13 protein-coding genes are annotated in these 13731 nt (G+C 40.9%); 9 read left to right on the forward strand and 4 right to left on the reverse strand.

The window, feature by feature from the left end; all coding sequences use genetic code 11:
* Positions 1-6: 6 nt before the first annotated feature.
* Genes GQ61_RS03565 through GQ61_RS03580 form a run of 4 tightly spaced genes read right to left on the reverse strand, consistent with a single transcriptional unit; the run spans position 7 to position 2054 of the window.
* Entirely contained in the window at positions 7-597 is a 591-nt protein-coding gene (locus GQ61_RS03565; RefSeq protein WP_198157401.1) for a peptide deformylase, read from the reverse strand.
* Positions 578-1138, reverse strand: coding sequence for a DUF2155 domain-containing protein (locus tag GQ61_RS03570; protein ID WP_198157402.1), 561 nt, complete (start codon positions 1136-1138; stop codon positions 578-580). Before GQ61_RS03570 ends, GQ61_RS03565 begins: the two co-directional genes overlap by 20 nt.
* Positions 1138-1674, reverse strand: coding sequence for an outer membrane lipid asymmetry maintenance protein MlaD (mlaD, locus tag GQ61_RS03575; protein WP_085784002.1), 537 nt, complete (start codon positions 1672-1674; stop codon positions 1138-1140). Before mlaD ends, GQ61_RS03570 begins: the two co-directional genes overlap by 1 nt.
* On the reverse strand, positions 1671-2054 hold the full coding sequence (locus GQ61_RS03580; protein WP_198157403.1) for an NADH-ubiquinone oxidoreductase subunit NDUFA12 family protein: 384 nt from the start codon (positions 2052-2054) through the stop codon (positions 1671-1673). The genes mlaD and GQ61_RS03580 overlap by 4 nt, the downstream gene beginning before the upstream one ends.
* A 154-nt stretch (positions 2055-2208) precedes the next feature.
* Here GQ61_RS03580 and GQ61_RS03585 point away from each other — a divergent pair, with 154 nt between their 5' ends.
* The 9 genes from GQ61_RS03585 (at position 2209) to pnp (ending at position 13727) form a co-directional block, all read left to right on the forward strand.
* Complete coding sequence (locus GQ61_RS03585) at positions 2209-4104, forward strand: N-acetylmuramic acid 6-phosphate etherase family protein (RefSeq protein WP_085784004.1); 1896 nt, start codon at positions 2209-2211, stop codon at positions 4102-4104.
* A gap of 59 nt (positions 4105-4163) precedes the next feature.
* The gene (locus GQ61_RS03590) at positions 4164-5150 is read left to right on the forward strand and encodes a S66 family peptidase (protein WP_157111198.1); all 987 of its coding nucleotides are present in this window, start codon (positions 4164-4166) and stop codon (positions 5148-5150) included.
* A gap of 137 nt (positions 5151-5287) precedes the next feature.
* Positions 5288-5776: a ribosome maturation factor RimP gene (gene rimP, locus GQ61_RS03595; RefSeq protein WP_198157404.1), complete on the forward strand. Its 489-nt coding sequence runs from the start codon at positions 5288-5290 to the stop codon at positions 5774-5776.
* A gap of 8 nt (positions 5777-5784) precedes the next feature.
* Positions 5785-7305: a transcription termination factor NusA gene (gene nusA, locus GQ61_RS03600; protein ID WP_085784007.1), complete on the forward strand. Its 1521-nt coding sequence runs from the start codon at positions 5785-5787 to the stop codon at positions 7303-7305.
* A 25-nt stretch (positions 7306-7330) separates the two neighbouring features.
* Positions 7331-9862 (forward strand): translation initiation factor IF-2, encoded by a 2532-nt coding sequence (infB, locus tag GQ61_RS03605; protein WP_085784008.1) that lies wholly within the window; start codon positions 7331-7333, stop codon positions 9860-9862.
* A 19-nt stretch (positions 9863-9881) separates the two neighbouring features.
* Positions 9882-10277 (forward strand): 30S ribosome-binding factor RbfA, encoded by a 396-nt coding sequence (gene rbfA / locus GQ61_RS03610; protein WP_085784009.1) that lies wholly within the window; start codon positions 9882-9884, stop codon positions 10275-10277.
* A 74-nt stretch (positions 10278-10351) separates the two neighbouring features.
* Positions 10352-11251 (forward strand): tRNA pseudouridine(55) synthase TruB, encoded by a 900-nt coding sequence (truB, locus tag GQ61_RS03615; RefSeq protein WP_085784010.1) that lies wholly within the window; start codon positions 10352-10354, stop codon positions 11249-11251.
* A gap of 14 nt (positions 11252-11265) precedes the next feature.
* Positions 11266-11535, forward strand: coding sequence for a 30S ribosomal protein S15 (rpsO, locus tag GQ61_RS03620; RefSeq protein WP_085784011.1), 270 nt, complete (start codon positions 11266-11268; stop codon positions 11533-11535).
* 68 nt (positions 11536-11603) lie between these two features.
* Positions 11604-13727: a polyribonucleotide nucleotidyltransferase gene (pnp, locus tag GQ61_RS03625; RefSeq protein WP_232317337.1), complete on the forward strand. Its 2124-nt coding sequence runs from the start codon at positions 11604-11606 to the stop codon at positions 13725-13727.
* Positions 13728-13731: the final 4 nt, after the last annotated feature.

Consider the following 13731-nt stretch of genomic DNA (forward strand, 5'->3'; position numbering starts at 1 on the left):
TTAGATTTATTTTTGACGTTCTTTTAATTCTTTCATACGAATGGCGCGCATCTCTTCGAAAGGACCATGGCGACATCCTGGTTCAAAAAGATCTATAAAAAGCTGCCCATTGAGATGACCAATTTCGTGTTGCAGCAAACGTGCATGAAATCCTTGGGCGATCCCATGAATAAGGTTTCCTTCTGGATCAAACCCTTGATATTCAATTTCAATGAAACGAGGGACTTCCCCGTATTGCTGACTGACAGAAAAACAGGCTTCCCAATCAATCCTCTTTCCCTTCTCTAGATGTGGCATGTAGCTGGGATTAATAAGAACTCTGGGTTTTATGACTTCATCAACATCATTACGATAGTTTTTTACTTCCTCGTCAACGCTATAGATTATCATACTTTTACCAATACCAATTTGAGGAGCGGCCAGCCCTGCACAATTTTCTGTAGCAAAGAATTTAGCCGTTAAAATATCCAAATCTTCTTTATCTTCAGCACTGAGAGGAAAAGTCAAAATTTTAGCAGGTACTCTTAAAACATGCGCAACAGGACTTTTATCTTCAACCACCACAAAAGACAACTTCTTAATCTGATTCTGGTTCATTGTTCCTTCTCTCAACCAATCCTTTATAAAGGGCTTCCATACGATCATTCACTGTTTCAGGCTTTGCAATCTCCACATCTTCTCTAAGAAGTTTCTTTGGAGCCGTTTCTGTTACTTCTCCCGTACATTCTTTAAGCCATACATCATAAACTGGGTGTTCTAAAGCCGACACAGAAGGTGCAGAAGCAAACATCCACCCTGTAAAAAGAGTCACTCTAGAAGCGCCTGGTTTCTCTTCCATGATTTCAAGAAAAGCTTTCGATTCAGGGGGATCTTCAGGTGATGAACGCCAACATTTCTTGACTAAAATACGCAGATGTCCAAAATTTATTTCATGGTTGATCTGCACTTTTAGAGTAGAAACTCTGGCCATTACTTTATCGAGGCCTTGCAGAATCGCTATATTGGTAAAAGAACCAACACTTTCTTCTTCGAAAGAATTTTTTTCTTCAATTTGTTCCGTGGGGTTACTGCCATAGGCAGAAGTTATAGGGCTCCCCAATAACAAGCAACAAAAAATAATAAGGTAAAATTGCATCATTATGCGTTCGGGCTTGGGCCTGACGCTTCGGTTGTCGGCACTGTTGCACTGGAATGACCGGCCTTTCCTTCTCCTGAATCACCTTCCTTCTTGGTCGATTTATTATTGAAGATCAATTGACCAATCATTGCTTCCAAGCTTACAGAAGATTGCGTATAAATAATATCTCCCCCAGGCTTAATGTTCTCATCATCTCCACCAGGCACAAGTGCCATATATTTCCCTCCCAAGAAACCATCAGTAACAATCTCAGCCGAAGTATCTTTTGGTAAAGAAATTTGGGGTTCAACAGATAGCTCAACAAGTGCAAAAAAGTTTTTTGGATCGATTCTGACTTTTTGAACGCTTCCTACTTTGACACCACTCATACGCACATCGCTGCCAATTTTTAAGCCATCCACACGATCAAAACGAGCATGAAAAATGTTCCCCCCATTTGGTCTTACACGGCTACTCGTATAAGCAAAAACTAGAAAAAATACTGCTACAGCCAAAACAACTGCACCCATTATTGTTTCAATAAGATTTGTCCTCATTTCTTACCCTTACTTGTCTTCTTTTGTTTTAACGCGCTCTTTACCTTTGGCTTGGACTTTACAGTCTTTTTAGGCACCCATGCATCATAATTAGAATTCTTGGACTTTTTATCTCCTGATAATTTTAAACTATGTTTAGAAGGTAAATAAGCCAAGGATGTCCCTGTCAAATTAGGTCGATGGGGCTTTTCCCAAAAATACTTCTGCCGATCACGAATAGGCTCTTCTAAAGAATAATGTAACCATCCATACCACTCTGCAGGCACTTTTGAACCTTCAGCAACACCTTTAAAAATCACCCAACGTTTAGGTCTACGGTTAGGTTTCATAAATAAAAAGCGCTCGCGATAGTACTTATTCCCGTAAGAATCAGTGCCCACGTATCGACCCTTTATCCATGTGAAAACTCTTAAACTAATCATAATATTGTTTTACCATAAAATGCAGCCAACGAGAGTAGGATTTTTTTATCCTTCATGACGTAAGCCTTTTTTTCATGTTAAGTTATTGAACATAAAAAAAATTGGGGGCGCAATGAATAATTGGGTATACTTAGCTTTAGCTTTGTTAATAGGATTTTCCATGAACTTTATGAATGCTGCTGCTAAAGCAAGTAAATCTGAACTCAGTTATGAAGATTTTAAAGCTTCGGTTGATTTTGAAGATACTACAACAGAAAAGCGTCATCCAAAAACCTTTGGTCTTAGTCAAACCATGAAAAAAAATCGACAAGCTGGCTTAGAACTTCTCCATAATGTTGATCAAGAAAATATATCCCCTTTAAAAAATGCTTTTGCACAACACCAGTCTCAACTTCTCTCTGAATTATCAAGCTGTTTCAAAACTGAAGGACGCTTAATCCTAGTGGGATCGGGAACGAGTGGTCGTATTGCCCTCCAATTAGAAGCTGAATGGCGTCAATATTGGCAAAAACAGTCATCGGAGCAGAATCTTTTTCATTATGAAAATGCTGTCTGTGCTGTAATTGCAGGTGGTCCACGTGCCTTTGTCCGCGCCAAAGAAGGCTTTGAAGACAGCGTTTCTTCGGGAAAAGAAGCAATAAAAAATTTAAAGGTGCACCCAAAAGATATTGTTGTATTAATTTCTGCGAGTGGCTCAGCCAAATTCAATATTGGCGCAGGCATTGAAGCGCGTAACTCTCACTGCCAAACTTATTATTTTTACAATAGTGAAACGCCTTCAAAAATGACTAAAACCCTTTTTGAAGACTATCAAGTGCAACACATTCGATTAGTCACTGGTCCTCAATCCATTACGGGTTCAACACGTTTGCAAGCTGGAACCATGGGTCTTGCTTTTTGGGGGCATCTTTTAAATCAAGTTGCCCTCAATATTACTGATGCAGACTCTATAGAAGATGCTGCGACAACTTTCACCGATCAGGTAGCAGTCCTTCACTCGACGCTCAGAAATTTTTTACCCACAGTGTCCACTATCATTCAGTTAGAAAAAGATGTTTTATCTGACGAGAATGCTGATTTTTATAAAACAAAAGCGACCAATCAAAAGGGGTATATCACCTTTATTGCTCCTCCTAAGACTTTACCCACTGTTAAAATTGATGCCACAGAAACAGCTCCAACATTTTCGACCAATCCACCCAGATCTGTGAAGGATAAAGCAAAACAATTAAAGGAAGCTGAATTCCGAGCCTATATGCTTGGATCTTCAACTAATAAAAAAGCGTGGCAAGATCTTTTGGGGCGCTCTTTGAATAGCGTTGAAGCGATAGACGCAGAAGAAATTTTGCTTTCTTCTCAAGCTGATGGCGATTATGGCGCCTTTAAAGATCGTCCAAAAGGTCTGGGAAACCTTGTTATTGGAGTTGCCAAAAGTCGATTAACTCCAGAACATGCCAGTGAAATGATCACTATCCTCAGCGACGCTAAAGCTAAGGGCGCTCAAACAGCTTTTATTGGAGTTCTTGAAGAAGATTCAATCGATGATCATGTGACTGCTTTAAAAGCTCTCACCCATGCTCCGCTCATCATTCCTTACAAAGTAGAAAATGATCCTTTAAACATTTTGTCAACCATACTTCTCAAACAATGCTTGAATCTCATTTCTAATGGCACAATGATTGAAATGGGGAAAGTATACGATAACTTGATGATCGACGTTTCGCCTTCCAATGATAAACTTATTGATCGTGTTATACGCCTCGTTCAAACAATTCATTCTATGCATCATGATGAAAGCACTAAACTTGACGAAAAAGACCTCTATCACATGGTCTTGGAAACAAAAAAACTCAAAAAATCCTTTGAAGAAGACCAAGGCATCTCAACACCTCCTATTGTAAAAACTATTCTAACGATGATTGAGAAAAGTGTTGATTTTGTAACAGCCATCACCCTGCTTCAAGAAAATGACCAAGATTTTGAGACTTTGCTATATTCTCAAAAATAGGCTTTCAAGAAGTTACTCTAATATTTTGAATGACAAAGTGAGAAATAACACCCATGAAAATATTTGCTGAAAAACTAGCCAAAGGAGATGAGGTCAGGGTCATAGCCCCCTCCCGAAGTCTTAAAATCATATCTGCGGATAATATTTCTTACGCCGTGAAGGTTCTAGAATCATTAGGACTGAAAGTAACTTTTGGCAAACATGTGAATGAAGAAGATACGTTTCAATCGTCATCTATATCATCGCGCATAGAAGACCTGCATGATGCCTTCCATGATAAAAACGTCAAAGCCATCCTTGCCGTTATCGGAGGATCTAATGCTAATCAGCTTCTCAAATACATCGACTATGATCTCATCAAAAGCAATCCTAAGATCTTTTGTGGATTTTCTGATATTACAGCTTTACAAAATGCTATCTACCATAAGACCGGTTTAGTTACTTATTCTGGCCCCCAATTCAGCTCTTTTGCAATGAAAAAAGGATTTGAGTATACGCGCGATTTTTTTAAGAAAATATTTTTTGATTCTTCGCCAATTCATTTAACCGTATCAGAAACTTGGTCAAACGATGCCTGGTTTTCAGATCAAGAAAATAGGATTTTTCACGTCAACGAGGGTTATTGGATTATTCATCCCGGTGATGCCACAGGGACAATTGTCGGAGGCAATTTAAGCACAATTCAATTACTTCACGGCACAGCCTACATGCCTTCCTTTAAAAATACAGTTTTGTTTTTAGAAGCTGACTCTATTACAGAAGGCGCCTGCGTTTTTGAATTCGACCGTGATCTTCAATCCCTCATACATCAACCTTACTTTGATCAAGTAAAAGCTCTCATTATTGGTCGTTTTGAACAAAAATTCAGCATGGATTTAGAAAAACTCACATTGATCATCAACTCAAAACAAGAGTTAAATGATATTCCCGTCATTGCCAATGCTGACTTTGGTCATACAACTCCCATATTTACCTTTCCCATAGGGGGCTTATGTGTTCTTAAATCTAATCAGACATCAGTAACGATCAATTTGATAGAGCATTGATCCAAATAAAAATGTCTTGCTTTTGAACTGAAAATTATTATAATCCCTCAGAAATATTAACAGTATCATCTCTATAGAAGGATGGGCTACCAACCAGAGCCCATTTTTTTTTGGGATAAAGGTTTTAAGATATGGATGTGCTCCAACGCATCGAAAAGATCATCGAACCAACTTTAAACGCCCTCGGGTATGATTTGGTCTATGTATCTTTAGGCGGAGGTGGAAATAGGCAGACACTTTTAGTGATGATTGAGAACCAAGACCAAACAATGGTTTCGATCGATGATTGTGTCAGAGCCAGTCGAGAGTTGTCGGTACTATTAGACATTGAAGACCCTATTAGCACACCCTACAATCTTGAAGTATCGTCTCCTGGTTTTGACCGACCTTTGGTTAAAATTCAGGATTTTATACGGTTTCAAGGCAATGAGATTAAATTACAAACTCATAATCCTGTTGAGAACCGGAAAAGGTTTAAAGGAATTTTAGTAAAAGCCTTAGAGGATCATATTATCCTTGAGGTTGAGGGGCAGACCTACGAGATCCCCTACCAAGAAATTCGGATGGCACGTTTAGTGCCAAAATTTCAGGAACTTGAGGTTAAACCCCCAGTAAAAAAGAGGTAGAGAGACAAATGGTTACACAGACAACGGGTATCATCAATACTGAAATTCTAAGTGTTGCTGACACAGTGGCACGGGAGAAAGGCATTGATAGAGAAGAAGTCATTCTTGCTATGGAAATGGCTATTCAAAAGGCGAGCCGTGCTAAATACGGTATGGAACGTAATATCCAAGCATCTATTGATCGCAAGACTGGAGAGATATCCCTTGCTTCCATTATAACAGTGGTTGATGAAGTTGTTGATGAACACACAGAGATTGATTTAAAAGAAGCCCGTAAAATCCACCCAGAGATCAATGTGGGTGAAGAAATTCGCACTCCCCTCCCTCCTATTGATTTAGGGCGTGTAGCAGCTCAAACAGCAAAGCAAATTATTTTTCAAAAAGTACGCGATGCAGAGCGTCAAAAGCAACATGAAGAATTTAAAGATCGCATAGGCGAAATTATCAGCGGTCAAGTCAAACGCGTTGAATTCGGTAATGTCATCGTTGAAATGGGACGCGCTGAAGGATTTTTGGCGCGTGATCAATTGATCCCACGAGAAAGTTTTCGCCCTGGTGACCGCATTCGTTGCTATATTATGGATGTCCGCCAAGAAGTACGCGGGCCTCAAATATTTCTTTCACGTACGCATCCCCAATTTATGGCAGGTCTGTTCAAACAAGAAGTCCCGGAAATTTATGATGGCCTGATCGAGATTAAATCTGTCGCTAGAGATCCTGGAAGTAGAGCTAAGATATCTGTAACTTCAGGGGATCGTGGCATTGATCCCGTTGGAGCTTGTGTTGGTCTTCGTGGAAGTCGCGTACAAGCGGTTATTAATGAGCTGCAGGGCGAAAAGATCGACATTATTCCTTGGTCAGGCAATCCAGCCGTATTCGTAGTCAACGCTTTGATTCCAGCTGAAGCAACAAAAGTTGTCTTGGATGAAGAAACCAATCGCGTTGAAGTAATCGTATCCGATGACCAGCTTTCATTAGCTATTGGTCGTCGTGGTCAAAACGTACGTTTAGCCAGTGAATTAACCGGTCTTCATATCGATATCTTATCTGAATCTGAAGAATCAAATCGTCGCACAACTGAAACAAAAATGCGTTCCGCTCTCTTTGTAGAAGCGTTGGATGTGGATGAAGTTCTTGCTCATCTTTTGGTCAATGAAGGATTTACGTCCGTTGAAGAAATCGTTATGATCCCCGAACATGACCTTCTTGCTATCGAAGGCTTTGAAAAAGAATTGGTAGACGAACTCAAGTCGAGAGCCCAGAATTTTCTTGATCAACAAGATCAAGAAAATCAAAAGAAATACTTAGATCTACAGATCGACAAGTCTCTGATTGAATCTAAGGGCTTAACACCAAAAATGGTTATTGCTCTCGCCCAAAAAGGCATTAAAAATGGCAATGATCTCGCTGATTTGGCCAGTGATGAGTTAAGAGAAATTCTACCTGACATCGCTGAAGATGTTGCCAATCAAATTATTATGAATGCACGTGCTAAATGGTTTAATTCCGAACCAGAGAACCGAGCATAATTGTGTCGACCTAGGAAGGTGAGTCATGGCTGAGAAGAAAGACACTCCCGATTCAAAGAAGAAAACTTTGAGCATTAAAAAAAGTTTCGAGATCAATAAGATCGTGGACGCGGGGCAGATTCGTCAAAGCTTCTCCCACGGACGATCAAAAACGGTTTCTGTTGAAGTCAAACGTAAGCGCACTATTGATACGAACGATCAACAAGGGCAAAAATCTCTCTTACAAGGAGAAGAATGGAGCGACCAACAAGAGGGAAAGTTATCTGACGCTGAAATCGAATCACGTCTTAAACTTTTGCAAGACGCCAAACGTCAAGAAGAAGAGCGTAAGCAGTTAGAGCGCGAAAAATCAGAACAAGAGGTTCCTCAAAAACCTAGTGAGCCTGAACCCATAGAAGAAACTCAGACAGAAGAAGAGAAAGTTTCTGAACCAGAAATCCCTCTTCCACCTCCTATTGAATCTGAAAAGAAATCTTATGATCCATCTCATCATATTCATCGTCCAACCTTCACAGGTCGTTTTATTGACCTGGATGAAGAAGGCGAAGAAGAGATTAAGAATCGGCGAGCCAGCCAAGCTGCACGAGAAGCGCATCGTAAAACTCTCTCCGTTCCTAAACGTGGTGGAAGTGAAACTGATTTTCGCAAACAACTTCATCGTTTAACTGTCGAAGAGGCTATGCAAGACCCTGAGCAAGAAAAAATGCGCAGTCTTGCTTCTTTGAAGCGTGCCCGAGAAAAGGAAAAACACAAACTTCAAAAATCTTTAGGCCTTACAGAAGAGCAAAAGAAAATTGTCCGTGAAGTTATCGTACCTGAAGCAATCACGGTACAAGAACTTTCAAACCGTATGGCCGTTCGTAGCGCCGACGTTATCAAAACACTTATGCGTCTTGGAGTAATGGCCACGATCAACCAAGTTTTGGATTCGGATACTGCAGAACTCGTTGTTTCAGAGTTTGGGCATATCATTAAAAAGGTAGCAGAATCAGACGTTGAAACTGGCCTGAAGCTTGAGGATGATCTCGATCATCTCAAAGTCACACGTCCTCCTGTCGTTACAGTTATGGGACATGTTGACCATGGCAAAACGTCTCTTCTTGATACCATACGTAAAAGTAGCGTCGCAAATCATGAAGCAGGTGGCATAACACAACATATTGGTGCTTATCAAATAACCATGCCCTCTGGAGGGAAAATTACCTTTATTGACACGCCAGGTCACGCTGCTTTTACACAAATGCGCGCACGTGGTGCGAACGTCACTGATATTGTTATTCTAGTTGTGGCGGCTGATGACGGTGTTATGGAACAAACCATTGAAGCGATCAATCATGCAAAAGCGGCCAATGTTCCAATTATCGTCGCTATCAATAAAATTGATAAGCCAGACGCACGTCCTGAACGTGTAAAGACAGAACTATTATCCCATGGCATTGTTGTTGAAGAAATGGGTGGTGATGTTATTGCTGTTGAAGTTTCAGCAAAAAACAACATCAATATTGATAAACTAGAAGAAATTATTCTTCTACAAGCTGATCTTCTTGGCCTGAAAGCTAACCCTAATCGTTATGCTGAAGGTGTCGTGATCGAATCAAAAGTTGAAGTTGGTAAAGGTCCAGTTGCAACAATACTCGTACAACGTGGCACCTTAAAAATCGGTGATATTTTTGTTGCTGGTGCTGAATGGGGGCGTGTACGTGCGTTAACTGATGAAAACGGAAAAAAGCGTACGGAAGCCGGGCCTTCAACGCCTGTTGAAGTTTTAGGTTTTGACGGATTACCCTCTCCTGGTGATGATTTTCTTGTCGCCGAAAATGAGGGTAAGGCTAAGGAAGTGGTGGACTATCGTAAACATCGTCAAAAGCAAGCTAAAGTAACAGCGACACCAAAAATTACACTTGATCTGCTTCTTTCAAAAGCTGCCGAAGGCAAAATGCAAGAGCTGGCATTGATTGTCAAATCTGATGTTCAAGGATCCTTAGAAGCTATTTCTTCAACTCTAAGTAAGCTGGTTGAAGATAACAAGGAAGTCGCCTTAAGAATTCTCCACACAGGTGTAGGGCCAATTAACGAGAGTGATATTACCTTGGCAAGCTCCACAGGAGCTTTAGTCATTGGCTTTAATGTACGTGCTAACCCTCAAGCACGAGAGTTAGCTGCTAAAAGTGCTGTTGAGATTCGCTATTATTCCATAATCTACAATATTATTGATGATGTGAAAGCTCTTTTAAGTGGTTTGTTAGCTCCAACGTTACAAGAGAAATTCCTTGGCTATGCCGAAATACGTGATGTCTTTAACATCACTAAAGTTGGCAAAATCGCTGGCTGTTTTGTGACTGAAGGTGTTGTCAAACGCGGGTCAAGCGTACGTTTACTGCGCGATAACGTCGTTATTCATACAGGTAAATTAAAGACTCTAAAACGCTTCAAAGATGAGGTAAAAGAGGTAAAGTCTGGGTATGAATGTGGTATGGCCTTTGAAAGCTATCAAGACATCCGTTCTGGTGATGTGATTGAGTGCTTTGAAATTGAATCCATAGCCCGTCAACTGTAGTCATTTAAAGAGCGAACCCATGCGTCATCAAGATCGCCAAGGTAATGAACCTACACAACGTCAGCTTCGTGTCGGCGAAGAGATTCGTCATATTCTTGCAAACATTTTAGAGCGGGAAATGACACATAATCAAATCCTCATCAACACTTATATTACTGTGACTGAAGTTCGTGTTAGCCCGGACTTAAAGCATGCAAAGGTTTTTGTTATGCCTATGGGCGGTAAAAATATGAATGAAGTTGTTCATGCACTCAATGACGTGGCGCCTCTTTTGCAAAGTAAGATTGGGCGACAATTGACAACTAAGTTTACGCCTAGGTTGTTTTTTGAAGCTGATTTAACCTATGATGAAGCTGAAAAAATCAATCGTCTCATTCAAGCAGAAAAAAAGCGCCCCAGTAATGAGAAATCTTGATTGTCTATAGAGACTCATTCGCTTGTCCCATCGAGTCCGATGTCTGAGAACCCATTAACAGAAAGCGCATTCGTATGATTTATCATGGTTGGCTCATTCTGGATAAGCCTAAGGGCGTCACATCGGCCTCTGTATTAAATACGCTCAAAAAAATTATTGGACGACAAAAAGTGGGGCATTTAGGTACTCTTGATGCCTTGGCTACAGGAGTTCTTCCCGTCGCTTTAGGAGAAGCCACTAAACTTATTCCATTTATTAAAAATGAAGAGAAAACTTATCTTTTTACCATTCACTGGGGGGAAAAGCGTTCAACAGGGGACGCTAAAGGTGAAATCCTAGCAACCAGTAATAATAGACCTACACGTAAAGAAATTGAAAACATCCTCTCTTCTTTCTTAGGGCCACAGCTCCAAAAACCTCCGCTTTATTCTGCACTCAAAATTGAAGGGAAAAGAGCCTCTGATCGCGTCAGAGCGGGCGAAACATTGGATTTAAAACCGCGCCCTATTTTCATTCAATCTCTTGATTTAATTGAATATATTGATGCCGATCATGCAAAATTGCGCCTTCATTGCTCAAAAGGCACTTATGTGCGTAGTCTGATCGAAGACATGGCTCAAAAGCTTTCTACTTATGCTTTTGCAGATAATATTCATCGTGAAAGTTCCGGAAATTTCAATATAAAAGATGCGATTTCAATCGAAACACTTGCAAAGGACCCCATAAATTTATTAGAAAGGTATGTTCGTGCCCTCCCGGTAGTTCTGGACGACATCCCGGCTATGCGGGTTGATGATGAAAAAGCCCTGTTGCTAAGGCAAGGGCGTTTTTTGGCACGACCCTCCTCTGAGTTAGAGGGGAATCTTACGCCATCCGATTGTCTGATTGCTCTTTATGATGAACAAAATAGGCTTTTAGGAATTGCGAAAGATCAGGGCAACCAAATTCGCCCTATTCGAATTTTGAATCTTTAAGAAAGGATAAACCGATGTCGATTGCTGCTGAACGTAAGAAAAAAATTATCAAAGATTATGCTGCGAATGATAAGGATACGGGTTCCACAGATGTACAAGTTGCTCTCTTAACGGAACGTATCAATAGCTTATCAACCCATCTTGAACACCACAAAAAGGACTTTCACTCACGTCGAGGCCTTTTAATGATGGTGAACCAACGTCGCAAACTTCTCGATTATCTCAAGAGCTGTGATCAAAGCCGCTATGAGAATTTGATTAAGAAACTTGGGCTCCGCCGTTAATAATATTAAAACTATCCTAAGGGGATTAGGCAGAGCCCCTGGTGGACATGATGGAAAGGACATCAGTCATGACAAGTATGTTTAAAATACACCGCGAGGAAATCGAATGGGGTGGACGCACTCTTTCAATTGAGACGGGTAAGGTTGCACGACAAGCGGAAGGGGCTGTTGTCATTACTTATGGACAAACAAGCCTCTTGTGCACAGTCGCTATTAACAAATCACCTTCAGAAGAAGTGGGTTTTTTCCCTCTCACTGTTCACTACCAAGAAAGATCTTTTGCAGCAGGCAAAATACCTGGTGGTTTTTTCAAACGTGATGGTAAGCCTTCTGAAAAGGCTGTTTTAACATCTCGTTTGATTGATCGTCCGATTCGTCCTCTCTTTCCAGAGAATTTCCGCTATGAAACACAAATCATTTGTAGCTTGCTTAGTCATGATATGGAAAACGATCCTGATGCTATTGCCATTATTGGTGCTTCAGCGGCCGTTGCTCTTGCTGGCATTCCTTTTCATGGACCATTGGCAGGTGCACGTGTAGGCTATATTGACGGGAAACTTGTACTGAACCCCACATCTGAGCAAATGCAAAATTCAACTTTAGATCTTTGTGTAGCTGGTACGGAAGACGGCGTTTTAATGGTAGAATCTGAAGCAAAAGAACTTTCTGAAGAAACTCTCCTTGAAGCGGTAATGTTCGGACACAAGTCTTTCCAACCAGTTTTGAAGGCTATTAATAAACTGGTCAAAGCAGCAGGACGTAAAGCCTGGGATATGCCCGAAAAATCAGATATACAAAAGAGTGTTGCTAAAGCCTTGAAGAAAATTGCGGAAGATGGCCTCCGCAGTGCTTATAGTGAAAAGAAAAAGCAGGACCGCATTCAGAAAATTGAGCTTGTTAAACAAAAAGCTTTAGAATCTATCGTAGACGAAGACACCCCAGAGAATGTTGTTCTTAGCGAATTTAAAAATCTTGAAAAAGATATTGTTCGCGGTGATCTCTTGAAAAACAAAATTCGCATTGATGGTCGTGATCTAGAAACCATTCGCCCCATTAGCGCAGAAGTTGGTATTATCCCACGCGTACATGGTAGCGCCTTGTTTACACGTGGTGAAACTCAAGCCTTGGTCGTAACGACTCTCGGAACCAGCCAAGATGAACAAATTATAGATGCTATTGAAGGCGAGTACCGCGAGAATTTCTTGCTGCATTACAACTTTCCTCCCTATTCCGTGGGTGAAGTGGGTCGTGTAAGTTCACCAGGGCGTCGTGAAATTGGTCATGGAAAACTTGCTTGGCGTGCTGTTCATCCCATGATTCCAACAAAAGATAAGTTTCCTTATACATTGCATGTTGTCTCTGAAGTTACTGAGTCTAACGGATCGTCTTCCATGGCAACAGTTTGTGGAAGCTCTCTAGCACTTATGGATGCAGGCGTTCCCATTGAAAAGCCAGTAGCTGGTATAGCCATGGGGCTCATAAAAGAAGGCAAGAAATTTGCTGTTCTTTCAGATATTTTGGGCGACGAAGACCATTTAGGCGATATGGACTTTAAAGTTGCTGGATCTGCCGATGGCGTAACTGCCCTACAAATGGACATTAAAGTCACTGGCATTACTGAAGAAATTATGCAGGTTGCCCTTACTCAAGCTAAACAGGGGCGTTTGCACATTCTCAAAGCTATGGGAGAAGCCATCGATCAATCTCGCGACGCTATCAGTCCTCATGCGCCTCGCATTGAGAGCATTCAAGTAGCAAAAGATAAAATCCGTGAAATCATTGGCCCAGGCGGAAAAACTATTCGTGAAATTTGCGAAACAACAGGCACGCGTATTGAAATTAAAGATGATGGCACTGTAGACATTGCTGGTACCGATGAAGAAGCAATTAAAGCAGCTATGGACAGAATTCGTTTTATAGTTGCAGAACCTGAAGTCGGTAATATTTATAAAGCTAAAGTTGCGAAATTAATGGATTTCGGTGCGTTTGTTGATTACTTTGGTGGACGCAGTGGTCTCGTACATATCTCTCAATTGGCTACTCAACGGGTTGAGTCAGTAAAAGATGTGGTCAACGTAGGTGATGAAGTTTATGTAAAGCTTATCGGTTTTGACGAACGTGGAAAAGCCAAGCTGAGCATGAAAGTTGTTGACCAAGAGACTGGCCAAGAAATTACGAATCAAGGAGCCTAGTCGT

Origin of the sequence: Candidatus Nucleicultrix amoebiphila FS5, assembly GCF_002117145.1 — a bacterium.
GTDB classification, from domain to species: Bacteria; Pseudomonadota; Alphaproteobacteria; order Caedimonadales; family Nucleicultricaceae; genus Nucleicultrix; species Nucleicultrix amoebiphila.